Source organism: Micromonospora sp. NPDC047812, from assembly GCF_040704175.1.
GTDB lineage: Bacteria > Actinomycetota > Actinomycetes > Mycobacteriales > Micromonosporaceae > Micromonospora.
In genome coordinates, this window is the sequence record NZ_JBEYRY010000007.1 from 64762 (window position 1) to 91175 (window position 26414).

Here is a 26414-nt window from a genome sequence, read left to right on the forward strand (position 1 = left end):
TCAATGCCGCGGGATGTGGGCCACCCCGATGCGCTTGCGGAACACCCAGTACGTCCAGCCCTGGTAGGCCAGCACGATCGGGGTGAACACCACCGCCACCCAGGTCATGATCTTCAGGGTGTAGGGGGTGGAGGCGGCGTTGGTGGCGGTCAGCGTGCCGGCCGCGTCGAGCGTGGAGGGCAGCACGTTCGGGAAGAGTGCCGCGAAGAGCGTCGCCACGGCCAGCGCGATCGCCACGGCAGTGCCGGTGAACGCCCAGCCCTCCCGGCGGGCGCGGGCGGCGGCGAGGCCGCCGAGCAGGGCCAGGGCCGCGCCGACGGCGAACACGACGGCGGCGGTGCTGGAGCGGATGCTCAGCGTCCAGGTCAGGAACGCCACCGCGAGCACGGCGGCGGCCACGCCCACGCGCACCGCGAGGGCGGCAGCGCGCTCGCGGACCTCGCCGACGGTCTTGAGCGCGATGAACACGGCGCCGTGGGTGAGGAACAGCGCCGCGGTGGTCGCGCCGCCGAGCAGGGCGTACGGGTGGAGCAGGTCGAGCAGGCCGCCGACGTACTCGTGCTCGGCGTCGAGCGGCACGCCGCGCAGGATGTTGGCGAACGCGACGCCCCACAGGATCGCCGGCACCACCGAGCCGACGAAGATGGCGGTGTCCCAGCGGCGTTTCCAGGACGCCTCGGGGCGCTTGTGGCGGTACTCGAAGGCGACGCCGCGGATGATCAGGGCGAGCAGGATCAGCAGCAGCGGCAGGTAGAAGCCGGAGAAGAGGGTGGCGTACCACTCGGGGAAGGCGGCGAACATGGCGCCGCCGGCGGTGATGAGCCAGACCTCGTTGCCGTCCCAGACGGGGCCGATGGTGTTGATCAGGACGCGGCGTTCCCGGTCGTCGCGGCCGAGTACGGGCAGCAGCATGCCGACGCCGAAGTCGAATCCCTCGAGGATGAAGTACCCGGTGAACAGGACCGCGACGAGCAGGAACCAGATGGTGGTGAGTTCCACGGTGTGTCTCCGGTGTTCAGTAGGCGAACGCGAGCGGGCGCTCGGCGTCGTCGTGGGTGTCGTCGATGTCGGGGTTCGGGGTGAGGTCGGGCACGCCGGCCTTGGCGTAGCGCAGCAGCAGCTTGACCTCGACGACGGCGAGGGCGGCGTAGATGAGGGTGAAGGCGGTGAAGGAGGTGAGCACCTCGGTCAGCGAGACGCTGCGGGAGACGCCGTCGCGGGTGAGCATCTCGCCGAAGACGATCCACGGCTGGCGGCCCATCTCGGTGAAGATCCAGCCGAAGGAGTTCGCGGCCAGCGGCAGCAGGGGCATGACCAGGCCGGCGCGCAGCAGCCACTTGCTGGTCGGGGTGCGGCCCTTGCGCTGGCTCCAGAGCACCAGCAGGGCGATGGCGGCGGCGGCCATCCCGAAGCCGATCATGAAGCGGAAGCTCCAGTAGGTGACCGGGATGATCGGGGTGTAGCTGCCGGCGCCGTACTGGGCGGCGTACTGGGCCTGCAGGTCGTTGATGCCCTGCACGGTGCCGTTCGGGTCGCCGGTGCCCAGCCAGGACAGCAGGTGCGGGATCTTGAGGGCGAACAGTTCGCGGCTGCCGTCGAGGCTGCCGACGGTGAGTACGGAGAACGAGGCGGGGCTCTCGGTGGTGTAGAGGCCCTCGGCGGCGGCCATCTTCATCGGCTGCACCTGGGTCATGATCTTGCCCTGGATGTCGCCGGTGATGGCGACGGCGGCGGCGGAGACCAGGGTGACCCAGGAGCCGAACTTCGCGGCGAAGCGGTAGGCGGGGGTGTCGGCGGAGTCGCGGTTGCGCACCAGGTGCCACATGGCGACGGCGACCAGCAGCGAGCCGGCCACCAGGAACGCGCCGGCGATGGTGTGCGGGAAGGTGATCATGGCGACCCTGTTGGTCAGCACGGCCACGAAGTCGGTGAGTTCGGCGCGGCCGGTGTCGGGGTTGATCCGGTAGCCGACCGGGTTCTGCATGAACGAGTTCGCCGCGAGGATGAAGTACGCGCTGAGGTTGCTGCCGATCGCGGCGGCCCAGATGCTGGCCAGGTGCAGCCGCTTGGGCAGCCGGTCCCAGCCGAAGATCCACAGGCCGATGAAGGTGGACTCCAGGAAGAACGCGACCAGCGCCTCGATCGCCAGGGGGGCGCCGAAGATGTCGCCGACGAAGCGGGAGTAGTCGCTCCAGTTCATGCCGAACTGGAACTCCTGCACGATGCCGGTCACCACGCCCATCGCGAAGTTGATCAGGAAGAGCTTGCCGTAGAACTTGGTGAGCTTCAGGTACTTCTCGTCGCCGGTGCGGTGCCACATCGTCTGGAGGATCGCCACCAGCACGGACAGGCCGATGGTCAGCGGCACGAAGAGAAAGTGGTAGACGGTGGTGACACCGAACTGCCAGCGGGCGACGTCCAACGCGTCCACCAGTAACCCCCAGGCTGTGCATACTACGAGACGTAGTAAATACTACTGCGCGTCGTAGAGAATGCGGCAGGGGCGGGGGTCCCGAAGCGACCCGGGACCAATGACCCTGATCACCTCTGCCGGACGGCCCGGCGGCGCGCGCCCCGCGCCACGCGGGGACGCCCGCGCGTGCGACCATTGCGCGCTGATGGACACCACCCGCCCGACCTGGCAGCCGCCGCTGATCTGGCGTGCCGCGCAACTGCTCGCCCGCGTCGTCGTCGCGCTCCTGGCCCGCCTGGAGGTCAGCGGCGACGTGCCCGAGGCGCTGCGCCGGGGCCCGCTGATCCTGGCCGCCAACCACATCAGCCCGTTCGACCCCGTCGTGCTCGCCGCCGCCTGCCGCGCCCGGGGCGTCGCCCCCCGGATCATGGCCACCGGCGGACTGTTCCGCACCCCCGTCCTCGGCGCCGCGATGCGCCGCGCCGGGCACCTGCGTGTCGACCGGGGCACCGCCGCCGTCGGCCGCGCCCTCGACGACGCCGCCGCGGCGGTCTCCGGCGGCTCCGTGATCCTGGTCTACCCCGAGGGCCGCATCGGCCTGGACCCCGGCATGTGGCCCGAACGCGGCAAGACCGGCACCGCCCGCCTCGCCCTCGCCTGCGGCGCGCCGGTGATCCCGGTCGCCCAGTGGGGCTCCCACGAGGTGCTGCCCTACCGCGCCCCGAAGGGGCTGCTGCGCGGGGTCGCCCGCGCGGTGTGGCGCCGCCCGGTGCTGCGCGTGCACTTCGGCGAGCCCGTCGACCTGACCGACCTCGCCCACGGCGCGCCCGGCGCCGCCCGGCAGGCCACCGACCGGATCATCGACGCCATCACCGACGCCCTCGTGCCGCTGCGCCCCGACGAACCGGAGCGCCCCCGCCACGTCGACCCCGGCCGCCCGAGCGACACCAGCCGCGCGCACCGCCGGCACCGCCCGCCCGGCTGACCCGCCGCACCGCCGATGCCCACGCGCGCCGTCAGAGCGCCTGCGCCAGCCGCAGCAGCTCGCCGACCGCCGTCGCGACCGGCGTCACCGGAGCCGCCACCACCGCCAGCCGCTGCAACAGCCCGGTGAGCCGGCCCGGTTCGGCGTCCGGACGGGTCAGCTCCGCGCGCACCTGCGCGGCCGTCACCCGGGCCGGCTCCGACAGCTCGCCCCCGTGCCGGTCGAGCACCTCGAGCAGCTGCCGGACCAGCGCCGTGGCGTCGACACCGGCGGGCGCGGCGGCCCACAGGCTGCCGCCGCTGGCGTACGCGCCCGGACCCACCGCCTGGTTGCCCACCTGGCTCACCCCGCCGGACTGCTGGATGCCGTAGTTGGTCGCCTCGGGCATGCCCTTCCTCTCCCCTGCGATTCAGTCGTCACGCGGCCGACGGCTGCGCGACGGCGCCCCGTCGGCCTCTTGCTCGGCGCGGGCGCCCTGGCCCACCGCCTGGTTGCCGACCACACTCAGGCCGCCGGTCTGGATGACGCCCTGGTTGAGGATCGTCGTCTGCCGGTTGCGGAACTCGGCCGTGTCCACCCCACGGGCGTCCAGGAAGTCCAGGATGGCGGCCAGCACGTGCCGCTCGACGACCTTCAGGTGCTTGGCGGCGTCGAGCACCTGGAAGTAGTTGTGGTACTCGGCGCCGGAGGCGACCTCCCGCACGCCGACCCGGGCACCGTAGTCGTAGCCCAGGTCCTCGCGGGCCAGTTGCCGCAGCCGCGCCTGACGCCGCCCACGCGCGGCGCCCCGCACCAGGTCGCGCAGCAGCCGCAGCGGCGCGCCGAGCGCCGTGGGCAGCAACCGCTCGGTGCCGGTGGCCAGCACCTGCGCGAGCTGACTCACCGGCAGCCACTCGGTCAGCCGGTCCACGTCGTGGTACCCCTGCCGCGGCGGCTCCAGCACGGTGCGGGCGCACTCCAGGTAGAGCACCTGACCGTCGGTGGAGAAGTGCAGGAACGTGGAGGCGACGACCTCCCCGCCCCAGGACGGCACCAGGGCGCACAGGTAGTGCCGCGCCGCGCCCTGCGGGCGGCCGGCGACCTCGCGCACCTCGTCGTCGGACCACCGCTGGCGCGGCATCCGCTCCCGGTGCGGCAGCAACCGCGCGTCGCCGGTGAGCCGGTCGCCGCAGACGAACACCCGGTCCTCGAGCAGCAGCCCCGCGAGCCGCTCCGGGGTGGGATCGCCGGCCTGGTCCAGCCGGATCGCCGCCAGCCGGGCCCGCACGTGGTCGATGAGCTCCACGACGGTGAACTGCGCGGGGGCGGACACCTCGCCCGCGGGGGCGGACACCTCGCCCGTGGGGGCGGTCTCGACCGGCCCGTGGGCGTCCGCCAGGATCGGCAGGGCGAACGACCACCCCGCCACCGGCGTGCCGTGCCCGACGAACGGGGTGTAGCCGCCGTAGACGGTCACGTTGCCGCCCTGGGCGCGGTCGACGGCGGCCAGCCGCTCGGCGTCGCGCGCCGGCAGCGACGCCACGTCGGGCGGCCCGGGCCGGAACCGGGTCCGGCGCAACCGGGTCACCAGCAGCCGCCGGGTGCCCAGCAGGTGCCCCACGAGCACCAGGTAGGCGACCAGGCCGGCCGGCAACGCCAGCCACGGCCGACCGACGACCCAACCGGGCAGGCCCGCCGGGTCGTCACCCGGCGTGGCCGCGCCAAGCTGGAAGACCAGCACGAGCGAGACCGTCGCGATCGCGACCATCGACAGGAACGGGCCCACCGGGCCGTTGCGGCCGGGCCGCAGCGGGGCCAGCGAGCTGCCCACCGCCATCGTGACCCCGACCAGCACCGTCGCCAGCGGGGCGAGCAGCACCGCCAGGCCACCGGCGACCAGCAGCCCGACGTCACGCAGACGGCGCCGACGGCGGGCGGACAGGCAGTGCCGCAGCACCGTGCCCAGGTCGAAGCCCACCGACGGGGCGACCGCGCGCAGGTCGTCGTCGAACACCTCGGCGAGCACCCGTTCGGTGAACGTGTCGTCGGTGTGGGCGGCCGCGCACAGGTAGCGGGTGGCCTCGCTGCCGGCGTCCGGATGCGAGCGTGCCGACGGCGCCTCGTCGCGCGGGCCGCTGTGCTGCCGTACCACCATGTCAGCCACCTCCGTGCCGGGTCGCCGGGAACCCCCCACGGCGCGGCCCCGGCCCGCGCACCGCCGCCCAGGCCAGCAGGACACCCACGACGAATCCGCAGTACAGCGCCCCGGAGATCGCGCCGAGCACCGTCGAGGTCAGGTCCACGCCGCGCAGCATGCCGCTGTCTGTGAGGACGTGCGTCGTCACGCCGCCCACCGCCGCGAGCACCGCCGCCGTCACGCTCGCGCCGATCACCGCGAGCACCCGGTGCGTACGCCGCGGCGAGAGCGCCGGGGTGGCCAGCCGACGCAGCAGCGCCACCGCGATCACGACGAACAGCACGGTGCGGGCGTTCTCCGCCAGCCACCAGGCGACCTGGTCGGCCCGCAGCGGCCGCACGTCCCACCTCGGCCAGCCCAGCCCCGCCAGGGTCGCCTCGCCCAGCGCCCCCATCAGCCCCGGCAGTCCGTCGCCCCGGGGCAGTCGGTAGCGCCAGTCGATGATCAGCCGGGCGGTCCACGGGTTACCGGCCAGCAGGACCAGCCAGAGCAGCGGACGGGCCTCCGGCGGGAGGCGCCGGGGCGGGCGCTCCGACGGCGGCAGCGCGATGCGGGCCGGCAGCGGGTCCAACGCCCGGGCCGTCACCCCCGGCGCGGGCGCCGGGGGCTCCTCGGCCCCTCCCCGCCGGGGAGGAGGCATCCATGGCATCACCCGGACATCTTCACCACACCGCAGCGCGACACCGTCGTCACTGTCCGACATCCGCCAGCCGCGCGTCGGTGCGGCGGCGTGGCGGTGGCAACCGGGCGGCCACCCGGCGGCCAACGGGGGCGGGCATACTCCCCGCGTGACCCACGCCTACCTCGACGGCCCCGCACCGCTGGCGTTCGCCCACCGGGGCGGCGCCGCCGAGGGCGACGAGAACACCGCCGCGGCGTTCGCCCGGGCGATCGGGCTCGGCTACCGGTACGTCGAGACCGACGTGCACGGCACCGCCGACGGCGTCGCGGTGGTCTTCCACGACGCCACGCTGACCCGGGTCACGGGCGAGCCGGGGCGCATCGCCGACCTACGCTGGGCCGACCTGGCCGCGGTACGCGTCGGCGGCGCCGCCGTCGTCCCCCGCCTCGACGAGGTCCTCGACGCCTGGCCGCAGGTGCGGTTCAACATCGACGTCAAGGCCGACGGCGGCGTCGAGCCGACGGTGGCCACCGTCGCGCGCGTCGGGGCCGGCGACCGGGTGCTGCTGGCCTCGTTCAGCGACGCCCGGCTGGCCCGCCTGCGCGCCCTGACGCAGGGGCGCGTCGCCAGCAGCCTCGGCATGCGCGGGGTGGCCCGGCTGCGGATGGCGTCGCTGACCGGGCGGGCGTTGCGGCTGCCCCCGTCGGTGGTCGCCGCGCAGGTGCCGGTGCGCTACGGACGGGTGCCCGTGGTGGACCGTCGGTTCCTGCGCCACGCCCACCGCCTCGGACTGCACGTGCATGTCTGGACGATCGACGAACCTGCCGAGATGCACGAGTTACTCGACCTTGGAGTGGATGGCATCATGACCGATCACGTCGGCGTGCTGCGCGACGTCTACCGCAGCCGCGGCCACTGGGCCGCCTGAACCCGTTCGAAGGACCCCGATGGCCGAGACCGTCACCCCCGCCGTGGACGACACCCCCGCCCCGGCGAGCACCCGCCGCGAACGCAGCGGCTGGTACTTCTACGACTGGGCGATGTCCGCCTTCTCCACCACCGTCATCACCGTCTTCCTCGGCCCGTTCCTGACGACCGTCACCGAACTCGCCGCCGGCTGCGAGCTCGGCGCCGACACCTGCGAGGGCTACGTCCACCCGCTGGGCATCAAGGTCGCCGCCGGCTCGTACTTCCCGTACCTGGTGTCGCTGTCGGTGTTCCTCACCGTGTTCGCGCTGCCTGTCGTCGGCGCGATCGCCGACCGCTCGGCGCACAAGAAGCGGCTGCTCGCCGCCGCCGCCTTCACCGGCGCCGGGGCCACCGTCGGCATGCTCTTCGTCACCGGCGACCGGTACCTGCTGGGCGGGGCGCTGTTCATGGTCGCCAACATCGCCTTCGGTGCCGGTGTCGTGGTCTACAACTCGTTCCTGCCGCGCCTCGGCGGCCCTGACGAACGCGACGGCATCTCCAGCCGGGGCTGGGCGCTGGGCTACCTGGGCGGCGGCCTGCTGCTGGCGCTCAACCTCGTCGCGGTCAGCATGCTCGGCGAGGAGGGCAACCACCAGCGCACCCTCGACCTGGCCCGCTGGTCGATCGTGTCCGCCGGCGTGTGGTGGGCGGTGTTCACCCTGATCCCGCTGCGCTGGCTGCGCGAGCACCCCACGGCCGCCGCGCTGGCCGGCGGCAACCCGCTCACCGACGGGTTCCGGCAGCTCGGCCGCACCCTGCGCGAGATCAAGGCGTACCCGCTGACGCTGTTCTTCCTGCTGGCGTTCCTGGTCTACAACGACGGCATCCAGACCGTCATCGCCCTGGCCAGCCAGTACGGCACCGAGGAGCTGAAGCTCGGGCAGAGCACCCTGATCGTCACCATCCTGCTGGTGCAGTTCCTCGCCTTCGGCGGCGCGCTGCTGCTCGGCGCCCTCGCCAAGCGCATCGGCGCCTGGAAGACCGTGCTGATCAGCCTGGTGCTGTGGACCGGGGTGATCCTCGGCGCGTTCCGGCTGCCCGCCGAGGCGCCGCTGCCGTTCATGATCCTCGGCGCCGCCATCGGCCTGGTGCTCGGCGGCAGCCAGGCGTTGAGCCGGTCGCTGTTCAGCCAGCTCATCCCCGCCGGCAAGGAGGGCGAGTACTACGGCTTCTACGAGATCAGCGACAAGGGCACCAGCTGGCTCGGCCCGCTGGCCTTCGGCATCGTGTTCCAGCTCACCAACTCCTACCGGGTGGGCCTGGTCTCCCTGCTGATCTTCTTCGTCGTCGGGTTCCTGCTGCTGCTGGCCGTGCCGATCCGCCGGGCGATCGTCGCCGCCGGCAACACCCCGCCCCGGGTGCTCTGAGCGACGCGCGCCCGTCCGCGCCGGCCGGATCAGCCGACGTCGATCGGCTAGGCTGCCCGACCGTGACCCACCACGCCGCCGCCCCGACCTGCCTGGCGCGCCCGCCGCTGGGCCCCGACGACTCCCCCGCCGGGTGCGCCGCGGCGCGGGGCGTGGACGGGCGTCCGCTGCACGCGGCGGCGTTGAAGTTCTTCTGGGGGCCGATGGACTGCGGCAAGTCCACGATGGCGTTGCAGATGAACCACAACCACTCCCGGCAGGGCCGCCGCGGCCTCGTCACCACCCGCATCGACCGCTCGCTCGGCCCGCAGGTCACCACCCGCATCGGCCTGGCGCACGAGGCCGTCGAGGTCACCGACGAGCTGGATCTGCGCACCCTCGTGCGCGACACCTGGGCCGAGGGCGTCCGCGTCGACTACCTGATCTGCGACGAGGCGTCGTTCTACAACCTGGAGCACATCGAGCAGATGGCCGAGCTGGTCGACAGCTACGACGTCGACGTGTACGCGTTCGGGCTGGCCACCGACTTCCGCTCGTGCCTGTTCCCGGCCGCGCAGCGGCTGTTCGAACTCGCCGACGAGGTGGCCCGCATCCAGGTCGAGGTGCTCTGCTGGTGTGGCCGGGAAGGGCTGCTCAACGCCCGCGTCGTCGACGGCCGGGTGGTCCGTGAGGGCCTGCAGGTCGTCATCGGCGACACCGTGGACAGCGCCGAGGTGCGCTACCAGGTGCTCTGCCGCCGGCACTACCGCGCGGGCGAACTCGGCCCCCGCCGCTGAGGAGTCAGTACGGGTCACCGCACACCCGCCAGTCGCCGTCCTCGCGTACCACCGACAGCTTCCGCTCCTCGGTGAGGCCGCTGTCGCGGGTCAGCCGCACCGTCACGGTGCCGCGCGGGCTGCCACCCCGCGTCGCCACCGACACGTCGACGATCTCGTAGCCGTCGACCACCGGTGGGGTGCGCAGCCAGCTGGTGAACCCGATGGGGCTCCACCGGCTGCGCGTGTCGGCGCAGAGCCGCTCGTACGCGCCGTCGGTGTCGCCCGCCGCCACCGACCGCAGGAACCCGTCGGCGGTCTCCCGCACCGGGCCGCTGGCCTGCGTGACCACCTGCACGTTCCAGGCGCCCAGCCCGGCCACCCCGACGCAGCACAGCAGCACGGTCACGCCCGCGAACACCAACCCGGTACGCACCGGGCGGCCCCGACGGGCCGGCCGGCTCCACGGCTGCTCAGCGCCCACCCGTCGACCGTAGAGAACTGGCGGGCCTGCCCGCAGGAAAGTCGGCGCTGTCGTCCCCGTGCCGGCCGGCCGGGTCGCGGTCGCCGCCGGAGCCCGTCGTCCCCGCCGCGCGCGGTCACGGCTCGATGAGCCCGGCCCGGATGGCGTAGCGGGTCAGTTCCAGCCGGTCGCGCAGGCCGAGCTTCTGCAGCAGGTTGGCCCGGTGCCGTTCGACGGTCTTGACGCTGATGAACAGCAGGCGGGCGATCTCCTTGGAGGAATGGCCCTCGGCGACGAGCTTGAGGATCTCCTCCTCGCGCTCGGTGATGGCCCTGGCCGGCAGGCTCTCGCCCCGGGCGCTGCGCTCCAGGTAGGTGCGGATGAGGGCGTTGATGGCGCCGGGGTAGAGGAACGGCTCGTCGCGTACGGCGGCGCGGCAGGCCTCCACCAGGTCGCGGTCGGCGACGGACTTGAGCACGTAGCCGTTGGCGCCGACCTTGAGGGCCTCGAAGAAGTACTGCTCGTTGTCGTACATCGTCAGGATGAGGATGCGCAGGCCCGGTTGCTGCCGGGACAGCTCCCGGGCCGCCTGCAGGCCGGTCAGCCGCGGCATGGCGATGTCGAGGATGGCCAGGTCGGGGCGCTCGGTCTGGGCCAGGGCGATGGCCTCCGCGCCGTCGCCGGCCTCGGCCACGACGGTCAGGTCCGGTTCGCTGTCGAGGATGAGGCGCACGCCACGGCGCACGAGGGCGTGGTCGTCGGCGAGCAGGATGCGGGTGGTCACGGCCGGGCCTCCCGGTCGCCGACCGGCACCCGCAGCCGCACCTCGGTGCCGCCGTCCGGGCCGGGCCCCACGCCGAGCTGGGCGCCGATGAGCAGGGCCCGCTCCCGCATGCCGCGCACGCCGGCGCCCTCGGCGGCGTCGCCGATGCCCCGGCCGTCGTCGCGGATCCGCAGCTGCACGTGGCCCGGTCGGCGGGTCAGCGACAGCTCGACGGTGGCGGCCCGCGCGTGCCGGACGGTGTTGGTGAGGGCCTCCTGCGCCACCCGGTAGATCACCAGTTCGGCCTCGCCGTCGAGGGCGGGCAGGTCCGCGTCGAGGTGTTGGCGCACCGACAGGTCCGTGTGCCCGGTGACCTCCGTGACGAGCGCCTTGAGGGCGCTGGTCAGGCCGAGTTCCTCCAGCACGCCGGGACGCAGCCGGCGGGCGATGCGGCGGATCTCGTCGAGGCTGTCGCGGGTGGTCTCCTGCACCTGGGCGAGTTGGGCGCGGACCGGTTCGGGCGCGTGCCGGGCGACCTGCTTGAGTTCGAGCAGGACCGCGGTCAGCGTCTGGCCGACCTCGTCGTGCAGTTCCTGGGCGACGCGCCGGCGCTCGGCCTCCTGGGCGGACAGGGCGCTGGCCGCGCTGGAGGCCCGCTCCGCCTCCAGCCGGTCGATCATGGCGTTGAAGGCGCGGATCAGGTCCGCGATGCCGGCCTGCCCGGCCGGGACCGGGCGGGGTTCGGGCTGCAGCAGGTCGATGGTGGTCATGGCCCGGGTCAGCCGGTGCAGCGGCGCGAGGCCGACGCGCAGCAGCGCGGCGTTGGCGACCAGCATCGCGGCGAGGCCCACGGTCAGCACGACGGCCTCGGTGAGCAGCACGGGGGTGGACACCGTGACCGGGCCGAGCAGCAGCAGCGTGGCGGCGACGAGTACGGCGGCGTTGAGCAGGAAGATCCGCCAGAACAGCGACACGACGGTACCTCCCCTCCCGGGCCGGGTTCGACGCCGTCCGACGCCGGCGCTCGTCCGCCGTGCGGGACGCGACGGGCCGGCACGTGCCGCGGCGGTGATCACCTCATCATGGCCAGCCTGTCGGCCGGGGCGCGTCCTGTAAATGCGTGCCGGCACCCATTATCCGCCGCGGGTCCGCCGGGCCGCCGACGAGCCGGCACCGAGCAGACCGCCGACGAGCCGGGCAACGAGCGGGCCGCCGACGAGCCGGGCGCCGAGCGGGCCGCCGACGAGCCGGGCGCCGAGCGGGCCGGCGGCAAATGGGTGTCAGCCCCGATGTCGGCCCGCAGCGCACCGATGACCATGAACGCGAGCCCGGGGCCGGGAGCCGCGCCGGGCTCCGATGCCTCGTGCCCGGCTCCCACCGTCGCCGCCCGCGCGGGCGCTCCCCGTCGCGGCGCGCCGAACCCGGGAGGCCCCTGTGAACCGTCATCCGATGGTGACCGAACCCGCGCCACCGGAAGCCCGGACGCTCACCCGCGCGCACCGGCGCGTCGGGGTGGAGCACGGTCCGCCGCCGGGCGGGTGCCCGTGAGCGCGTGGCCCGCCCTCGCCGCGATCGTCATCTTCACGGTCGCCTTCGTCTTCATCGCCACCGAGAAGATCAACCGGGTCGCGGTGGTGCTGGGCGCCGCCGGCCTGATGGCCGCGCTCGGGCTGGTGCCCGGCTCGGACGTGTTCTACTCGCACCACGCCGGCATCGACTGGGACGTCATCTTCCTGCTCCTCGGCATGATGATCATCGTCGGGGTGATCAAGCAGACCGGCGTGTTCGAGTTCATGGCGATCTGGGCCGCACAGCGCTCGCAGGGGCGGCCGTACCGGCTGATGGTGCTGCTCGTCGCGATCACCGGTATCGCCTCGCCGGTCCTGGACAACGTCACGACGGTGATGCTGGTCGCCCCGATCACCATCTCCGTGTGCCGCCGACTGGGCATGCCCGCCGCGCCGTACCTGATCGCCGAGGTGCTCGCCGCCAACATCGGCGGCGCGGCCACCCTGATCGGCGACCCGCCCAACATCATCATCGGCAGCCGCGCCGGACTGAGCTTCAACGACTTCCTCTGGCACATGGCCCCGATCACGGTGGTGATGTTCCTGGCGTTCCTGGTGCTGGCGCGGGTCATGTTCCGCCGCGCGTTCGTGCACCGCCCCGAGCGGTTCGAGGCCGTACGCGACATGGACGCCCGCGCCGCCATCACCGACCCGCGGATGCTGATCCGCTGCCTGGTCGTGCTCGGCCTGGTGATCGTCGCCTTCACGCTCCACACGGTGATCCACATCGACGTGGCCGTCGTCGCGCTGCTCGGTGCCGGGCTGATGGTCCTGGTGTCCAGGACGGACAGGTCGACCTATCTGGGCGAGGTCGAATGGCCGACGCTGGTGTTCTTCACCGGCCTGTTCGTGATGGTCGCCGGCCTGACCGAGACCGGCGTGATCAGCTGGATCGGCGAGCGGGCCAGCGCCGCCGTCGGCGACAACTACTTCGCGGCGGCGACGGGTCTGGTCTTCGGCTCGGCGGTGCTCGGGGCGTTCTTCGACAACATCCCCTACGCGGCGACCATGGCGCCCATCGTGGAGGGCCTCGTCGCGGGGGCCCCGGACCCGGGTACCGGCCAGGCGCTGTGGTGGTCCTTCGCCCTGGGCGCCGACCTGAGCGGCAACGGCACGGCCGTGGCGGCCAGCGCCAACATCGTCGTACTGGGCATCGCCGCCCGCGCCAAGGAACCGATCAGCTTCTGGCAGTTCACCCGGTACGGCATCGTCACCACGATCATGACCACGCTGATCGCCTGGGTGTACGTGTGGCTGCGCTACTTCGTGGCGTAGCCGAGCCCCGGCGCGCCCACGCCGGCGACCGGCCAGCCGGCCGGTCCGCCGGGCAACACGACAGGAGGCAATGATGCAGATAGAACGCGTGCCGCTGCCCGGTATCGGCGTCGGCTACACCCTGCACACCGGACAGGGACAGGTGATCGGGATCGTCTGCCATCGCGGCGGCCGGCGCGACGTCGTCGTCTACGCGCCCGGTGACCCGGACACCGTGGAACGGTCCGTGACCCTCAGCGCGACCGAGGCGCAGGAGGTGGCCGAACTGCTGCACCCCGTCGCCACCATCGACCACGTCACGCACCTGAAACGGCACCGGGAGGCGATCAGCGTCGTCGAGCTGCCGGTAACGGCCGCGTCGCCGTACGACGGTCGGACCCTGGCCGAGGCGGTCGCGCGCGTCCACGGGGTGAGCGTCGTCGCCGTCGTGCGCGACGGACGGACGATCACCGCACCGGGGCTGGGGCACGTCCTGGCCCACGGCGACGTCCTGATCGCCGCCGGGGGCCAGCAGAGCATCGAGGCGCTGAGCCGGGCGCTGGTCCACACGGACCCGTAGGCCGCGGGTTGCCGGCCGGTGGCTGCCGCGTCCGCGCGGCGTCCACCGGCCACCGCGGCTCAGCCGCGGCGGCGGGCCCGGGCGGCCCAGATGGCGTACGCGGGATCGCGGTCGAGGTTGTGCCGGTCCCGGTCGTAGCGGCGGGTGGTGCGCGGGTCGGCGTGGCCCATCGCGTCCTGCACGTCCTCCAGGGGCACGCCCTCGGCGCGGGCGGTGGTGGCGAACGCGTGCCGCAGCGAGTGCGGCGACAGCCTCGCCCAGGCCGGGATGCCGGCCGTCCGGGCCAGCCGGCGCACCAGCCGGAACATCGCGTGCCGGTCCAACCGGGCCCCGCTGGCGGTGACCAGCAGCGGACCGGTCAGCTCGTGCACCGCCACGCCCTGCGCGGCGGCCCGCTGGGCCAGGTACGCGTCGACGGCGTACGCGGTGCCGGGGGTCAGGGCGCGACGACGCGACTTGCCGCCCTTGCCGACGAACCGCACGCTGCGGTGGCCCCGCTCGGCGCCCAGGTCGGCCAGGTCGAGCGAGACCAGCTCCCCCACGCGCAGTCCGAGGTCGGCCAGCAACGCGATCGCCGCCCGGTTGCGCGCGGCGGTCGGTCCGGTGTCGGCCTCGGCGGCGGCGAGCAGCGCGTCGACCTCCTCGGGGGTGAGACCGACCGTCGCGGAGTGGTCCCGGTCGATGCGGGGGCGGTCGGCGCCGGCGACCGGATTCGCCTCGACCGCGCGCAGCTTGACCAGGAAGTCGTACCAGCTGGACAGGGCGGAGAGCCGGCGCGCGACGGTGGCGGGGGTGAGCGGCTTGCCGGTCCGCGCGCCGAGCGTGGCCTCCAGCGCCCGACCGTACTCGTTGACGTGCAGGAAGTTCGCCTGCAACGGGTCCAGTTCGCGGGCGGCGCACCACGCGAGCCAGCCGGCGACGTCGCGCCGGTACGCGTCGCGGGTGTGCTCGGACAGCCGCCGGTTGCGCAGCCACGCCTCGGTGAAGTCGACGGGTCCCCCGGGCAGGGCCAGCGGGGTGGGCCGGCTTGGCCGCGCCGGAGCGTTCGGGGAGAGCATGTGAAAAAGGTTCTCAGCTTCGGGTCGGGAACGGGAGGAGGCGCGCCCTACGCGATCGTGGCCACCGCCGGCTCCTCGACGATCCGCCGGTCGGCCAGCCGCCAGCGCCGGTCGATCCCGACCGCCTCGGCGAACCAGGCGTCGTGGCTGACCATCACCAGGGTGCCCCGGAACTGCCGCAGCGCCTCCTCCACCACGTCGAGGGCGTCGAAGTCGAGATAGTTCGTCGGCTCGTCGAGCAGCAGCACCTCGGCCGGGCTGTTCACCAGCACCGCGAGCAGCAGCCGGCGCAGCTCACCCGCGGAGAGCGCCCGCAGCGGCACGTCCCACCGCTCCGGGCCGAACAGGTGGGCGTCGAGCAGCCGTTCGGCGTCGTCGACGTACACGGGTACCCGGGAGCGGAAGTAGTCGCGCACGGTGACGTCGGTACGCAGTGCGTCGTGGGTCTGCGGCAGCATGGCGACCGGCTCGTCGGCGACGACCTCGCCCCCGGCAGGGTGGTCCTCGGCGGCGAGGGCCCGCAGCAGGGTGGTCTTGCCAGCGCCGTTCGCGCCGGTGAGCAGGATCCGGTCGCCGGCGCGGACGCTCAGGTCGACGCGGTCGAGCAGCACCCGGCCGCCGGCGCGCAGCGTCAGGCCCCGCGACCGCAGCACCTCCCGCCCGCCGGTGCCCTGCTGGGGGAACGCCAGCGTCAGCGGCGGCCGGGTACGGGGCTCGGCGAGCCAACGGATCGAGTCCATCTGCCGGCGCAGCCGCCGCTCGCGGGCCTTGGCCTTCCTCGCCACCTTCTTGGCGTAGCGGCGCTGCTGGTCGGCGCCGAGGCCGCTGCGCACGGTCTCCTCGACTCCGCGGGCCTGCTCCTTGGTGCGGTCGATGTCGGCAAGCCAGCGCCGGTGGTCCTTCTGCTGCGCCTCGTAGTCCAGCAGCAGCCGCTGCCAGCGGCGCGTCTTCTCCGCCCGGTAGTCGCTGTAGCCGCCAATGTAGGTCTGCGGCGCCTCGTGGATGCCGTCCAGCTCGACGATCCTGGTCACCGTGCGGTCCAGGAACGCCCGGTCGTGGCTGACCACCAGCACCGCGCCTGGAAATGCCGCCAGCCAGTCGCCGAGCCAGGCGATCCCGTCGGCGTCGAGGTGGTTGGTCGGCTCGTCGAGCACCAGCAGGTCCGGGGCGTGCAGCAGCACCCGGGCGAGGGTGAGCCGGGCCTGCTCGCCGCCGCTGACCCGGCGCAGCGGGGTGTCGTCGCGCAGATGGTCGACGTCGAGGCGCTGGCGGACCTCCGTCAGCCGGGCCTGCGCCCGCCAGCCGTCCAGCGCCGCCCAGCGTTCCTGTGCGTCGCCGTACTCGGCGAGCGCCGTGCCGTCGCCGTCGACCATCCGCCGTTCCAGATCACGCAGCAGTGCGGCCAGGGGTTGCAGCTCGCCGAGCCCGGCGGCGAGGAACTGCCCGACGGTGGCGTCCGGGTCCGGCACCTGCTGGGCGAAGTAGCCGACCCGCACGCCGGGAGCCAGGGCGACGTGCCCGCCCGACGGTGGTTCCTCGCCGGTGAGCACCCGCAACAGGGTGGACTTGCCCACGCCGTTCGGGCCCACGAGGCCGACCCGGTCGCCGGCGTTCAAAACCAGATCGACGTCGGTGAACAGCGGCTCGGTGTCGTAGTGCTTGCTGACGGACGCGACCTTCAACACGGGGTGCTCCTCCGCGGGACGACGGGCGGGGCCGTCGACGCCCGGGCGGGCGGACGGTCGGAACCGGCGGCGGCGGGGCGCTGCCCTGCCGCATCCTGCGGGATCACATCGTCCGGTCGACTCCTGACGGTTCGGCTGTGGGACCGCCGTCGAGTGTGGCACCGGCCCACGGCCCCCGCCACCGATTTGCCCCTCCCGGCGCGACGCCGCGTACACACCTGTCGTCGCCGGCTCTCGGCCGCGCCCCCGCACACGCCACGGGGGCGGGCGACCGCGCCGGCCGTCCCGCCCCCGTCCGCCGGGATCAGGCGTTGATCTCCTTGCGGCCGTTGCCGGTGGCGGTGGCCGTGACGGTGACCCGGCGGGGCTTGGCCCGCTCCGCGACGGGGATCCGCAGGGTCAGCACGCCGTTGTCGTAGCCGGCCTCGAGCTTGTCGGTGTCGAGGGTGTCGCCGAGGAAGAGCCGGCGGGTGAAGGTGCCCATCGGGCGTTCGGCGGCGACGAGCTCGACGTTGTCGCCGGCGGGCCGGCGGCGCTCGGCGCGCACGGTCAGCACGTTGCGCTCGACGGTGCAGTCGATGCTGTCCGGGTCGACGCCGGGCAGGTCGAACGCCGCGTAGAACCAGTCGCCGTCGCGGTAGGCGTCCAGGGGCATGACCGCGGGGCGCGCGGCGGTGCCGAAGAACTGCTCGGTGATCCGGTCGAACTCACGGAACGGGTCGGTACGCATCAACATGGCCTGCCTCCTCGGTTCTCCTGGCCGAAGGTCCTTGAGTTGAGCCGATATGACTCAACTTCCTCTTCTGTATTTAGCGCGTTCCGGCCGCGTCGTCAACTCACAGGACCTTCTCGAACCAGTGCTCGGCGTAGGGGCCGTCGTTGTACGCCGGGATCTCCCGGTAGCCGTGCCGGGCGTACAGGGCGCGGGCCTCGACCAGGTCGCCACGGGTGTCCAGTCGGATCCGGTCGGCCCCGGCGGCGCGGGCCCGCTCCGCCACGGCGGCGAGCAGGACCGCCCCGCCGCCGTGGCCGCGGTGCGCGGGGCGCACGTACACCCGGGTCAGCTCCGCCCAGCCCGGCCGGTACCGCAGCCCGGCGCAGCCGGCCGGACGACCGTCGCGGTGCGCGACCAGGAGGATCCCGGTGGGTGCGGCCAGGTCGTCGCTCGGCTCGTCGGCCATCGCCGCCGCGACCTCGCCCGGCCTGACCGGGCGGCCGTGGTAGCGGCGGACCATCTCCTCGAAGTACTCCTCGAGCAGGGTCGTCGCCTCGGGCCGGTCCGGAGGGGTCGGGGCAGTCGTCCAGGCAGTCGCGCTCACCCGTCGATCCTCGCCCCCGGGTCAACGGGATATCCGCCGGTCACGGGTTCGGCGCGGACGGTCAGTCGCCGATGCGCCAGTAGACGCCCTGCTCACGGGCCAGCAGCTGCTCGTCGATCAGGTACCGGCGCAACGCCGCGTGGTCGGAGCCGCCGCGCTCGCACCAGCGCCGCAACACCTCGTCCACCTCGCGCTCCGGATAGCGCACCCCCGGCTCGAAGGACTTCGCCACGTGCGCGAGGACCACCCGTCGCCGGCCGCGCTGCGCCGGCAGGCCGGTCAGCCTGTCGTCGTGCACGAAGGTGCGCAGCACGCGGTCCGTGGAGTCGCCGGCCGGACGGGGCGGCGCCGGCGTCCGGGCCGCCTCCCGCAGCCGCTCGGCGTCGACCCGCAGGTCACCGTCGCCGCCGGTCACCAGGCCCGCGTCGACGAGCCGGCGGATCGCGGTCAGCACCTGCCGCGCCGGCAGGCCCGTCCGGTCGGCCACCGCCGGGGCGTCGGCGTCGCCCAGCACGATCGCCGCGAAGACCTGCCGCCGTACGTCGTCGGCGAGTGCCCCCGCCAGAGCCTGCGCTGTCATGCGGCCACCCTGTCAGCCGCCGTACGCGGGCCGCACCCCCATTTCCGCCGGAGGTGGCGCACCCCCGCGAGCCCGGTGGTGCTACTCGCCGACCGCCTCGGCGCGCAGCACCACCCGGCGCAGCAGGTCGGACAGCTGCCGCCGCTCGTGCGGGGCGAGCGCGGCCAGCAGCCGGTGCTCCTCTGCGCCCCGGACGTCCATGGCCCCGTGCCAGGCCGCCTGCCCCGCCTCGGTCAGCTCCACGTCGACGCGCCGCCGGTCGGTGGTGGACGGGATCCGGCGCACGAAGCCGCGCCGGAGCAGCGCGTCAACGCGGGCGGTGACGGAGGCGGGCGCCATCGCCAGGTCGCGGGCCAGGTCCGAGGGGGCCGCCCGGCCGCCCCGCCCGGCCAGGGCGTGCAGGGTGTCGTACTCGTGGCCGTGCAGGTCGAGGCCGACCAGGGTCCGCTCCTTGACCTCGCGCAGGTGGCGGGTGAGGAACTGGATCCTGGTCACCGCTCCTTCGACGTCGGGGTCGAGCGTCGGGAGGATCGGCAGCCAGCGCTCGACGTGCCGGTCGACGTGGTCGCGGTCGCTCATGCGGCCAGCCTATGCGACGTCAAACTATTCGTTGTCTAAAAGTTCGATGTCGAAGTACATTGCCCGGGTGACCCATCCCCTGCGCGTACGCGAGTTCCGGCTGCTCTTCCTCGGCCGTACCGTCTCCACCGTCGGCGACGCGGTCGTGCCCGCCGCGCTCGCCCTGGCCGTGCTGCGGGCCACCGGCTCCACGGGCGCCCTCGCCCTCGTGCTGGCCTGCGCGTTGGTGCCCCGCCTGCTCCTGCTGCCCCTCGGCGGCGTGCTCGCCGACCGCCTCGACGCCCGCCGCGTCGCGATCCTCGCCGACCTCGTACGGTGCCTCGCGCAACTCGCCGTCGGCGTCGAACTCCTCGGCGCCGCGTCGCTCGACGTGATCGCGGTAGCCGCCGCCGTCGGCGGCGCCGCCGGCGCGTTCGCCCTGCCCACCGCCTCGCCCCTGGTCGCCGGCACGGTCGAGCCGGCCCAACGGCAGCAGGCCAACGCCCTGATGGGCGTCACCGCCAACACCAGCCGCCTCGCCGGCCCGGCCCTCGCCGGCGCGCTCATCTGGGCCGCCGGGCCCGGCTGGGCGTTCGTCCTCGACGCCGCGACGTTCGCGCTCAGCGCGCTGCTGCTCGCGCTCGTCCGGGTCCGCCACGTCCCGATGCCGCGACGGAGCGTCCTCGCCGACCTCGCGCACGGCTGGCGGGAGGTCCGCAGCCGCGACTGGTTCTGGACCAGCCTGCTCGGCCACGGCGTGTGGAACGGCGCCGCCGCCGTCCTGATGACCCTCGGCCCGGCGGTCGCCGTGCGTCGCCTCGGCGGCGAGGGCGTCTGGGTGCTGATGCTCCAGGCCGGCGCGGTCGGCATGCTCGCCGGCTCGCTGCTCGCCGCCCGGATCCGCCCCCGCAGACCGGTGCTGACGGCCAACCTCGGGCTGGCCAGCTACGCCGCGCCGCTGGCACTGCTCGCCGTCGCCGCGCCCGCCCCGCTGGTCATCACCGCCTACGGGGTCGCGCTGAGCGCCATCGGCTACCTCAACCCGGTGTGGGAGACCGTCGTGCAGGGACAGTTCCCGCCGCACGTCCTGGCCCGGGTCACCTCGTACGACTGGCTGGTCTCCCTCGGCGCGATGCCGCTGGGTTACGCCCTCGCGCCGATGGCCGCCCGGGCCTGGGGGGAGTCCGCGCCGCTGCTCGCGGCGGGCGCTCTGGTCCTCGTCGCCTGCGCCGGCACCGCCGCCGTGCCCGGCGTACGGCGGCTCACCTCGTCACCGGTGCCGCCCGCCGACGAGACGAGCCGCCGCGCGGTGAACGCACCGAGCGCGTGACCGGCCGGCACGGCCCCCCTCACAGACGGATCAGTCCGCGGGCCCTGGCGGCGGCGACGGCGGTACGGGAATCGACACCGAGCTTGCCGTGGACGTGCACCAGGTGCGTCTTGACGGTCGCCGGGCTGGGGTGCAGCCGTCGGCTGATCTGCTGGTTGGACAGCCCGTCGGCGACGAGTTGCAGGACCTCGGTCTCGCGACGGCTCAACGCGGTGCCCGGGGCCCGCAACCGGCCCATCAGGCGACGGGCGACGGCCGGGGCGAGGGCGGACCGGCCGGCGGCCGGCGCGCGCACGGCCGCGGCGAGTTCCTCGGGCGGGGCGTCCTTGAGCGTGATCGCCCACCTCGCCGGCGGTTTCCGCCGCGCCGGGCGCGCCCGCGCCGCCGAACTGCTGGCGGCGGTGGGGCTCACCGAGCAGGCCGACCGTCGCCCGCGCCCTGATGAACAACCCGGCGGTCCTGCTGGTCGACGAGCCCACCAGCGCGCTGGACCACGGGCGCGGTGCGGCGATCGTCGAGCTGGTCACCGACCTCACCCGGCCGCGCGACACCGCCACCGTCCTGGTCACCCACGGCCGGCCTTCACGGGCGATGATGGAGAGGTGACCGAACCCGTCGCCGACCCCGCCGCGCCGGCGCGGCGGCGTGCGACGCCCACGGATGAGCGGCCCACCGCCGCCGGCCCTCGCGCCACCGGCCCGTGGGCGGTCGCCACGACGACGACGGCGGTGCTGCTCCTGCTCTCCGGCCGCTACGGTCATCACCGCGACGAGCTGTACTTCCTGCTCTGCGGCCAGCACCTCGACTGGGGCTACGTGGACCAGGGCCCCCTGGTGCCGGCGCTGGCCCGGCTGGCCGACACGATCGCCCCGGGCAGCCTGGTGGCGCTGCGCACCCCGTCGGCGGTGGTCGGCGGCGTGGCGGTTCTGCTGGTCACCGCGATCGCCCGCGAGTTCGGCGCCGGTCGCGGCGCGCAGACCTGGGCCGCCTTCCTCGCGGCCACCGCCGGCATCGTGCTCGCCGGCGGGCACCTGCTCAGCACCACCACCGTCGACCTGCTGGTCTGGCTGACGGCCGCATTCTGCGTGGTGCGGCTGCTGCGCACCGCCGACAGCCGGTGGGCGCTCGGCGTCGGGCTCGCGCTCGGCGTCGGGATGCTCAACAAGCTGCTGCCGGCACTGCTCGCCGTGGGCCTGCTGGCCGGCATCACCATCGCCGGGCCGAGGCGGCTGCTGCGCGACCGGTGGGTGCTCGTGGCCGTCGCCGTCTTCCTGCTGCTCGCCGCGCCGAGCCTGATCTGGCAGGCAACGCACGACTTCCCGCAGCTGTCGGTGGCCGCCGCGATCGCCGACGGCGACAGCTCCTACAGTGGCCGGCTCGACGCGCTCGTCCTCCAGTTCGTCATCATCAGCCCGTTCACGGTCCCGATCTGGGTCGCCGGGCTGGTGGCGCTGCTGCGGCGGCCGGCCTGGCGCGCCTGGCGGCCCGTCGCATGGGCCTGGCTGGTGGTCCTCGGCATCGTGCTGCTCGCCGGCGGCAAGGGCTACTACGACGCCCCGCTGTTGCTGGTGCTCACCGCCGCCGGAGCCGTCGTCGTCTCAGGCTGGGCGTCGCGAGGTCGCGCCGTCGCCCGCCGAGGCCTGCTGGTGGTCGGCGCCGTGCTCACCGCCGCCAGCAGCATGGTGCTGCTGCTGCCCGTGCTGCCGACCGACCGGCTTCCCGGCTTCGTCGTCGCCGCCAACTACGACGCCGGCGAGACCATCGGCTGGCCCGCCTTCGCGGACTCGCTCGCCGCCGTCCATCGTGGTCTGCCCGTCGACCAGCGGCAGCGCGCCGTGATCCTCGCCGGCAACTACGGCGAGGCCGGCGCCGTGGCGCGGTACGGTCCGGCGCGTGGACTGCCGCGCGCGTACTCCGGCCACAACAGCATGGTCGACTTCGGCCGTCCGCCGCAGGACGCGGACGTGGTGATCGCGGTCGGGTTCGCGCGACCGGACCGGCTGCGGGGCTGGTTCACCGAGGTCACCCTCGCCGGGCGGGTGGACCAGCGCGTCGCCGTCGACAACGACGAGAACGGCGGCCCGATCTGGGTCTGCCGCGGCCTGCGACGTCCGTGGGCCGAGATCTGGGACACCGAGGTACGCCACCGAGGCTGACCGCCTCCACGGCCGCTCCCGGCGAGATCGGCCGCCCGGCCCGGGTAGGAGCCCGGGTCACTTCCCGACCGGGCCCCCGGCGAGTTCGGCGACGATGTCCAGGTGCCCCAGGTGACGGGCGTACTCCTGGAGCAGGTGGAACAGCACCCGTTCCAGCGTCGCCGGATCGGCGCCGTCCCACCGGGGACCCGGCGCGCCGACCGCCGTCAGGTCGTTGGCCCTCACCACCGCGGTCGTGTGCGCGCCCTGCGCGCGCAGGGCGGCCAGCACATCTACGACGCTCTCCTCCGGTCCCACGTACCACGCGTCGCCCCGCCGGTCGCCCCACGGCTGCGCGACGTCGCGGCCCTGGAAGCCCCACTCGATCCAGCGCAGCTCCACATACCGCAGGTGCGTGAGCAGTTCCAGCGGGGTCCAGCCCGACGGCAGCCGACTGCGGCGCAGCTCCTCCTCCGGCAGCGCCGACACCTTGGCCAGCACGCTGTCACGGAAGAAGTCGAGGTAGCCCAGGAACACCTCGGCGCGGTTGGCGGCCGGGACGGTTGGCGAGGGGAACGGCATCGTCACAGGACCAATTGTGTGCCCAGCGCCTATCCGGCCCGGGCGGGGCCGCGACCGCACGCCACCACCCGCCGTGCCCGAGGGCCAGCGCTGCACGGCGTCGCCCGGTGCGGCAGAGTGACACCGTTGGCGGCAGGCGAGGGAGGGTGGTGCGCGTGGAGGGTCCGACCGGGGTGGTGTTCCCGAACACCGACGCGGGACGCAGCACGTCCGCGCTCGGGCGGGCGGTCGTGGCCGACGCCCTGCGCGCCGTCGATCCGGTCGGCGCGCGCTCGGCGGAACACGAGACGAACTGGCGCCACGGTTACCTCGGGCACTTCCGACGGCTCGTCGAGGCCGGACTGCTCTCCCGCGAGGCCGCGGTGACGATCGCCCGCGACGGGCTCGCCTCGCTGCACCGCCGGATGACCGTGCTGCGCGCCGACGGCACCGAGATCGGCCTCGCCGACGCGTTCGACACGCCCGCCGAGGTCGCGCCGCTGCGGACGGCGACGGTCGCCGGCACCGGCGAGGTCGACCGGGAGTTGTCCCTGCCGTACCGGGGCCGGCGGCTGCGCGGCGACGACCTGCGCCGCCGGCTCGACGCGTGGGTGGGCGCCGGCGTCGTCGAGCCGTCCTGCGTCGACGCGGTACGCGCCGTCATGGCCAACCCGGACTGGCTCGACCTGCGCGACCAGCGCATCGTGGTGCTCGGCGCGGGCGCGGAGATGGGCCCGCTGCCGTCCGTGCTGCGCTGGGGCGGCGACGTCGTCGCGGTCGACCTGCCACGCCCGGAGATCTGGCGGCGGCTGCTGGACACCACGCGCCGCTCCGGCGGCCGGCTCCACCTGCCCGTCCCCGCCGGCACCGACCCCGACGACGGCGCGTTGGCCGCCCGCGCCGGCGCCGACCTGCTGCACAACCTTCCGCAGGTGGCCGACTGGCTGCTCGGCGTCGACGGCCGGCTCGTGCTGGGCAACTACGTCTACGCCGACGGCGCGACAAACGTCCGCGTCGCCACCGCGGTCGACGCGCTCACCCTGCGGTTGCAGGAGTGCCGCGACGACGTGGCGCTCGCGTTCCTGGCCACCCCCACCGACGTCTTCGCCGTCCCCGGCGACGCGGTGCGCCACGCCGAACGCGGCTACGCGGCGCGCGGCATCGTCCGCCGGTCGCTGCGGGTCGCCTCCGGCGGCCGGCTCCTGCACCGCAACTACCCGCCGGGCGTCGACCCGGGCGTCAACGACAGCCTCGTCCCCCAGCAGGGCCCCAACTACGCGCTGGCGAAACGCCTGCAACGGTGGCGGGCGACGGTGGCCCGAGACGCCGGGGCGACCGTGTCGTTCACCGTCGCCCCGCCCACCCGGACCCGCTCGGTGCTGCGCAACCGGGCGCTGGCCGCCGCGTACGCCGGCGCGCACCGCTTCGGCATCGAGGTGTTCGACCCGGCGACCAGCAACACGCTGATGGCCGCGCTTCTGGTGCACCACCTGCGTACGGGCGGCCCGGCACTGCCGCACCCGTGGCAGGACGAGGCGTACGGCGCCGCGCACGGTGGACTGTGGCGGGTGCCGTACGCCCCGCGCAGCGCCCTGGGCCTCGCCGTCCTGCTCGGACTCGGCGGCGCGCGGACCTGACCTGCCCCGGGCCGCCCTCCGGGCGGACGCCGACGGCGCTCAGCTCAGCCGAGCTGGAGACGGTCGGCCAGGCCGGCCCGGGTGAACGCGTCGACCACGTCGTCGCGCCCCTCGGTGAAGTGGGCCCAGCTGTCCACGTGCACGGGCACGACCCGCCGCGCGCCCAGGATGCGGGCCGCCTCGGCGGCCTGGGCGCCGTCGAGGGTGAGCAGCGCGCCGTCGAACATGGGGGTACGCACGGCCCCGGCGAACAGCACGGCGGTGTCGACCGGCCCGAAGCGCTCGGCGATCTGCCGGACCAGGTCCAGCGAGGCGTTGTCGCCGCTGACGTAGACCGTGGGCAGGTCGGCGGCGGTCAGGACGAACCCGACGACCTCGCCGGTGAGCGGCTCGCAGCCCTCCGGGCCGTGCCGGGCGGGCACGCCCGTCACGGTCACGGTGCCACCGCCGGGGCGGTCCAGCTCGACGGACTCCCACGCCGCCAGGCCCCGCGCGGTGCCGCCGAGGCGACCCGCCCCGCTGGGGGTCGTGACGGTCAGGGCGACGTCGGCCAGCAGGGCCCGACCGGCGTGGTCGAGGTTGTCGGGGTGCTGGTCGTGGGAGAGCAGCACCGCGTCGACGTGGCCGAGGTCGGCCGGGCCGGCGGTGGCGGGGGCCGTCTTGGTGAGGACCATGCCCGGACCCAGGGGATAGTCGCCGGGGGCGTCGAAGGTCGGGTCGGTCAGGAACCTGAGCCCGCCGTACTCGATGAGGGCGGTCGGGCCGCCGAAGACGCGGACGGGGACGGTCGTCGTGCTGGTGTCGGTCACCACTGTTCCTCACGGTTGGAGATTGGCTTTGCCGTGAGGAACCGTAATCGACTCTCACGGATAAACGCAAGATGTACCATGAGAACCGTGACGGAGTTCGCGACCACCGAGGCCAGTGGCCCTCCCGCGCTGCCACCGGCGCCGGGAGCGGAGCGGCACGTCGCGCTGGACTTCGCCAACAGCGCCCCGACGCTGCCGGGTGGCCAGTCCCTCGACCTCCTCGGCACCCCCGAGGCCGCCGCGCGATGGCTGGCCGAACGCCAGCTCGCCCCGCCCGAGGCGGAGCTGCGGGAGGTGTGCGCGCAGCGGTTGCGCGCGCTGCGCGATCAGATCCGAGCCCTGATCGCCTCCCGGATCGACGTGCGACCCGCCCCCGTCGGCGCCCTGCGCGCGGTCAACGACGCCCTGACCACGGCTCCCGCCGCCGACCTCCTGCACTGGGACGAGGCGCGCGGCCTGCACCGCGCCCCGGCGCACCCCGTCACGCAGATCGTCGACCACGCCATGGCGGTCCTGGCGGCCGACGCGGCAGACCTGCTCAGCGGCCCCCACGCCGACCGCCTCGCCGCCTGCGGCTCCGCCCCCTGCACCCGCTACCTGCTGCGCACCCACGCCCGCCGGCACTGGTGCTCGGTCCGCTGCGGCGATCGCGCCCGCGCGGCCCGCGCGTACGCCCGCCGCACCCGCCTCGAGGCGCCCTGACCCGGGCGGCCCTTCGGCAGGCCCCCGCCGCTAAATGGAAGGCGGCGCCCCCGCGGCGTCGCCTAGCCTCGCGAGGACATTCACCCGACGCGAAGAGGAGATCGATCATGAGGACGTCCGGCGGT

At 74.3% G+C, this 26414-nt stretch carries 28 protein-coding genes; 11 read left to right on the forward strand and 17 right to left on the reverse strand.

Annotated features, from left to right (window positions below; translation table 11 throughout):
* Both cydB and AB0883_RS23825 read right to left on the reverse strand, forming a co-directional pair.
* Positions 1 to 999: a cytochrome d ubiquinol oxidase subunit II gene (gene cydB / locus AB0883_RS23820; protein ID WP_366643432.1), complete on the reverse strand. Its 999-nt coding sequence runs from the start codon at positions 997 to 999 to the stop codon at positions 1 to 3.
* A 16-nt stretch (positions 1000 to 1015) separates the two neighbouring features.
* Positions 1016 to 2431 (reverse strand): cytochrome ubiquinol oxidase subunit I, encoded by a 1416-nt coding sequence (locus AB0883_RS23825; RefSeq protein ID WP_366643434.1) that lies wholly within the window; start codon positions 2429 to 2431, stop codon positions 1016 to 1018.
* A gap of 187 nt (positions 2432 to 2618) precedes the next feature.
* Between AB0883_RS23825 and AB0883_RS23830 the strand changes: the two genes are divergently transcribed.
* Positions 2619 to 3398, forward strand: coding sequence for a lysophospholipid acyltransferase family protein (locus AB0883_RS23830; RefSeq protein WP_366643435.1), 780 nt, complete (start codon positions 2619 to 2621; stop codon positions 3396 to 3398).
* Positions 3399 to 3429: 31 nt separating this feature from the next.
* Here the strand turns inward: AB0883_RS23830 and AB0883_RS23835 are convergent, their stop codons facing one another.
* From AB0883_RS23835 to AB0883_RS23845, 3 genes are read right to left on the reverse strand one after another with little or no spacing between them, the layout of a single operon-like run.
* Positions 3430 to 3786 carry a hypothetical protein gene (locus AB0883_RS23835; protein WP_366643436.1) on the reverse strand — a complete coding sequence of 119 codons (357 nt, stop codon included), beginning with the start codon at positions 3784 to 3786 and terminating at the stop codon, positions 3430 to 3432.
* Positions 3787 to 3807: 21 nt separating this feature from the next.
* A complete protein-coding gene (locus AB0883_RS23840) occupies positions 3808 to 5532 on the reverse strand; it encodes a hypothetical protein (RefSeq protein ID WP_366643437.1) in 1725 nt (574 codons plus the stop codon).
* Between the two features lies 1 nt (position 5533).
* Positions 5534 to 6214 carry a hypothetical protein gene (locus AB0883_RS23845; RefSeq protein ID WP_366643438.1) on the reverse strand — a complete coding sequence of 227 codons (681 nt, stop codon included), beginning with the start codon at positions 6212 to 6214 and terminating at the stop codon, positions 5534 to 5536.
* A gap of 148 nt (positions 6215 to 6362) precedes the next feature.
* On the opposite strand from AB0883_RS23845, the gene AB0883_RS23850 reads away from it, so the two are divergent.
* The 3 genes from AB0883_RS23850 to AB0883_RS23860 all read left to right on the forward strand — a co-directional run bounded on the left by AB0883_RS23850 (position 6363) and on the right by AB0883_RS23860 (position 9308).
* Positions 6363 to 7124, forward strand: coding sequence for a glycerophosphodiester phosphodiesterase (locus tag AB0883_RS23850; protein ID WP_366643440.1), 762 nt, complete (start codon positions 6363 to 6365; stop codon positions 7122 to 7124).
* Positions 7125 to 7143: 19 nt separating this feature from the next.
* Complete coding sequence (locus AB0883_RS23855; protein WP_366643442.1) at positions 7144 to 8532, forward strand: MFS transporter; 1389 nt, start codon at positions 7144 to 7146, stop codon at positions 8530 to 8532.
* 62 nt (positions 8533 to 8594) lie between these two features.
* Positions 8595 to 9308 carry a thymidine kinase gene (locus AB0883_RS23860; protein WP_366643444.1) on the forward strand — a complete coding sequence of 238 codons (714 nt, stop codon included), beginning with the start codon at positions 8595 to 8597 and terminating at the stop codon, positions 9306 to 9308.
* A gap of 4 nt (positions 9309 to 9312) precedes the next feature.
* Here AB0883_RS23860 and AB0883_RS23865 read toward each other — a convergent pair whose 3' ends face one another.
* From AB0883_RS23865 to AB0883_RS23875, 3 genes are all read right to left on the reverse strand, one after another.
* Positions 9313 to 9771 (reverse strand): hypothetical protein, encoded by a 459-nt coding sequence (locus tag AB0883_RS23865; RefSeq protein ID WP_121398318.1) that lies wholly within the window; start codon positions 9769 to 9771, stop codon positions 9313 to 9315.
* A 115-nt stretch (positions 9772 to 9886) separates the two neighbouring features.
* Positions 9887 to 10534, reverse strand: a complete 648-nt coding sequence (locus tag AB0883_RS23870; protein WP_366643445.1) for a response regulator transcription factor — start codon at positions 10532 to 10534, stop codon at positions 9887 to 9889.
* Positions 10531 to 11487 carry a histidine kinase gene (locus AB0883_RS23875; RefSeq protein WP_366643446.1) on the reverse strand — a complete coding sequence of 319 codons (957 nt, stop codon included), beginning with the start codon at positions 11485 to 11487 and terminating at the stop codon, positions 10531 to 10533. The genes AB0883_RS23870 and AB0883_RS23875 overlap by 4 nt, the downstream gene beginning before the upstream one ends.
* 570 nt (positions 11488 to 12057) lie before the next feature.
* On the opposite strand from AB0883_RS23875, the gene AB0883_RS23880 reads away from it, so the two are divergent.
* Together AB0883_RS23880 and AB0883_RS23885 are read left to right on the forward strand one after the other, a co-directional pair.
* Complete coding sequence (locus AB0883_RS23880; protein ID WP_366643448.1) at positions 12058 to 13356, forward strand: ArsB/NhaD family transporter; 1299 nt, start codon at positions 12058 to 12060, stop codon at positions 13354 to 13356.
* Positions 13357 to 13429: 73 nt separating this feature from the next.
* Complete coding sequence (locus AB0883_RS23885) at positions 13430 to 13915, forward strand: TrkA C-terminal domain-containing protein (RefSeq protein WP_366643450.1); 486 nt, start codon at positions 13430 to 13432, stop codon at positions 13913 to 13915.
* Between the two features lie 59 nt (positions 13916 to 13974).
* Here AB0883_RS23885 and AB0883_RS23890 read toward each other — a convergent pair whose 3' ends face one another.
* From AB0883_RS23890 to AB0883_RS23915, 6 genes are all read right to left on the reverse strand, one after another.
* Positions 13975 to 14973, reverse strand: coding sequence for a tyrosine-type recombinase/integrase (locus tag AB0883_RS23890; RefSeq protein ID WP_366643452.1), 999 nt, complete (start codon positions 14971 to 14973; stop codon positions 13975 to 13977).
* Positions 14974 to 15020: 47 nt separating this feature from the next.
* Positions 15021 to 16658 carry an ABC-F family ATP-binding cassette domain-containing protein gene (locus AB0883_RS23895; RefSeq protein WP_366643454.1) on the reverse strand — a complete coding sequence of 546 codons (1638 nt, stop codon included), beginning with the start codon at positions 16656 to 16658 and terminating at the stop codon, positions 15021 to 15023.
* A 304-nt stretch (positions 16659 to 16962) separates the two neighbouring features.
* The gene (locus AB0883_RS23900) at positions 16963 to 17394 is read right to left on the reverse strand and encodes an Hsp20/alpha crystallin family protein (protein WP_366643456.1); all 432 of its coding nucleotides are present in this window, start codon (positions 17392 to 17394) and stop codon (positions 16963 to 16965) included.
* A 100-nt stretch (positions 17395 to 17494) separates the two neighbouring features.
* A complete protein-coding gene (locus AB0883_RS23905; RefSeq protein ID WP_366643457.1) occupies positions 17495 to 17977 on the reverse strand; it encodes a GNAT family N-acetyltransferase in 483 nt (160 codons plus the stop codon).
* A 61-nt stretch (positions 17978 to 18038) separates the two neighbouring features.
* Positions 18039 to 18557 (reverse strand): DUF2087 domain-containing protein, encoded by a 519-nt coding sequence (locus AB0883_RS23910; protein ID WP_366643459.1) that lies wholly within the window; start codon positions 18555 to 18557, stop codon positions 18039 to 18041.
* 81 nt (positions 18558 to 18638) lie between these two features.
* Complete coding sequence (locus AB0883_RS23915) at positions 18639 to 19136, reverse strand: MarR family transcriptional regulator (protein WP_366643460.1); 498 nt, start codon at positions 19134 to 19136, stop codon at positions 18639 to 18641.
* A gap of 67 nt (positions 19137 to 19203) precedes the next feature.
* Between AB0883_RS23915 and AB0883_RS23920 the strand changes: the two genes are divergently transcribed.
* Entirely contained in the window at positions 19204 to 20445 is a 1242-nt protein-coding gene (locus AB0883_RS23920; protein WP_366643462.1) for an MFS transporter, read from the forward strand.
* A gap of 19 nt (positions 20446 to 20464) precedes the next feature.
* Here AB0883_RS23920 and AB0883_RS23925 read toward each other — a convergent pair whose 3' ends face one another.
* Complete coding sequence (locus AB0883_RS23925; RefSeq protein WP_366643464.1) at positions 20465 to 20857, reverse strand: LuxR C-terminal-related transcriptional regulator; 393 nt, start codon at positions 20855 to 20857, stop codon at positions 20465 to 20467.
* Positions 20858 to 20886: 29 nt separating this feature from the next.
* Between AB0883_RS23925 and AB0883_RS23930 the strand changes: the two genes are divergently transcribed.
* Positions 20887 to 21051: a hypothetical protein gene (locus AB0883_RS23930; protein ID WP_366643465.1), complete on the forward strand. Its 165-nt coding sequence runs from the start codon at positions 20887 to 20889 to the stop codon at positions 21049 to 21051.
* The gene (locus tag AB0883_RS23935; RefSeq protein WP_366643466.1) at positions 21048 to 22601 is read left to right on the forward strand and encodes a glycosyltransferase family 39 protein; all 1554 of its coding nucleotides are present in this window, start codon (positions 21048 to 21050) and stop codon (positions 22599 to 22601) included. The genes AB0883_RS23930 and AB0883_RS23935 overlap by 4 nt, the downstream gene beginning before the upstream one ends.
* Before the next feature lie 57 nt (positions 22602 to 22658).
* On the opposite strand, the gene AB0883_RS23940 is transcribed toward AB0883_RS23935, so the two are convergent.
* Positions 22659 to 23162 carry a DinB family protein gene (locus tag AB0883_RS23940; protein WP_366643587.1) on the reverse strand — a complete coding sequence of 168 codons (504 nt, stop codon included), beginning with the start codon at positions 23160 to 23162 and terminating at the stop codon, positions 22659 to 22661.
* Positions 23163 to 23317: 155 nt separating this feature from the next.
* Here AB0883_RS23940 and AB0883_RS23945 point away from each other — a divergent pair, with 155 nt between their 5' ends.
* Positions 23318 to 24778, forward strand: a complete 1461-nt coding sequence (locus tag AB0883_RS23945; RefSeq protein ID WP_366643468.1) for a hypothetical protein — start codon at positions 23318 to 23320, stop codon at positions 24776 to 24778.
* A gap of 44 nt (positions 24779 to 24822) precedes the next feature.
* Here AB0883_RS23945 and AB0883_RS23950 read toward each other — a convergent pair whose 3' ends face one another.
* Positions 24823 to 25587, reverse strand: coding sequence for an MBL fold metallo-hydrolase (locus AB0883_RS23950; RefSeq protein WP_366643469.1), 765 nt, complete (start codon positions 25585 to 25587; stop codon positions 24823 to 24825).
* Between the two features lie 78 nt (positions 25588 to 25665).
* Between AB0883_RS23950 and AB0883_RS23955 the strand changes: the two genes are divergently transcribed.
* Entirely contained in the window at positions 25666 to 26289 is a 624-nt protein-coding gene (locus tag AB0883_RS23955; RefSeq protein ID WP_366643470.1) for an ABATE domain-containing protein, read from the forward strand.
* Positions 26290 to 26414: the final 125 nt, after the last annotated feature.

What these genes read in the sequence shown, in the direction of transcription:
- AB0883_RS23830 (WP_366643435.1), top strand. Translation starts at nt 2,619, where the DNA reads ATGGACACCACCCGCCCGACCTGGCAGCCGCCGCTGATCTGGCGTGCC.
- AB0883_RS23835 (WP_366643436.1), bottom strand. Translation starts at nt 3,786, where the DNA reads ATGCCCGAGGCGACCAACTACGGCATCCAGCAGTCCGGCGGGGTGAGC.
- AB0883_RS23840 (WP_366643437.1), bottom strand. Translation starts at nt 5,532, where the DNA reads ATGGTGGTACGGCAGCACAGCGGCCCGCGCGACGAGGCGCCGTCGGCA.
- AB0883_RS23845 (WP_366643438.1), bottom strand. Translation starts at nt 6,214, where the DNA reads ATGCCTCCTCCCCGGCGGGGAGGGGCCGAGGAGCCCCCGGCGCCCGCG.
- AB0883_RS23855 (WP_366643442.1), top strand. Translation starts at nt 7,144, where the DNA reads ATGGCCGAGACCGTCACCCCCGCCGTGGACGACACCCCCGCCCCGGCG.
- AB0883_RS23885 (WP_366643450.1), top strand. Translation starts at nt 13,430, where the DNA reads ATGCAGATAGAACGCGTGCCGCTGCCCGGTATCGGCGTCGGCTACACC.
- AB0883_RS23890 (WP_366643452.1), bottom strand. Translation starts at nt 14,973, where the DNA reads ATGCTCTCCCCGAACGCTCCGGCGCGGCCAAGCCGGCCCACCCCGCTG.
- AB0883_RS23900 (WP_366643456.1), bottom strand. Translation starts at nt 17,394, where the DNA reads ATGTTGATGCGTACCGACCCGTTCCGTGAGTTCGACCGGATCACCGAG.
- AB0883_RS23910 (WP_366643459.1), bottom strand. Translation starts at nt 18,557, where the DNA reads ATGACAGCGCAGGCTCTGGCGGGGGCACTCGCCGACGACGTACGGCGG.
- AB0883_RS23915 (WP_366643460.1), bottom strand. Translation starts at nt 19,136, where the DNA reads ATGAGCGACCGCGACCACGTCGACCGGCACGTCGAGCGCTGGCTGCCG.
- AB0883_RS23930 (WP_366643465.1), top strand. Translation starts at nt 20,887, where the DNA reads ATGAACAACCCGGCGGTCCTGCTGGTCGACGAGCCCACCAGCGCGCTG.
- AB0883_RS23940 (WP_366643587.1), bottom strand. Translation starts at nt 23,162, where the DNA reads ATGCCGTTCCCCTCGCCAACCGTCCCGGCCGCCAACCGCGCCGAGGTG.
- AB0883_RS23955 (WP_366643470.1), top strand. Translation starts at nt 25,666, where the DNA reads ATGAGAACCGTGACGGAGTTCGCGACCACCGAGGCCAGTGGCCCTCCC.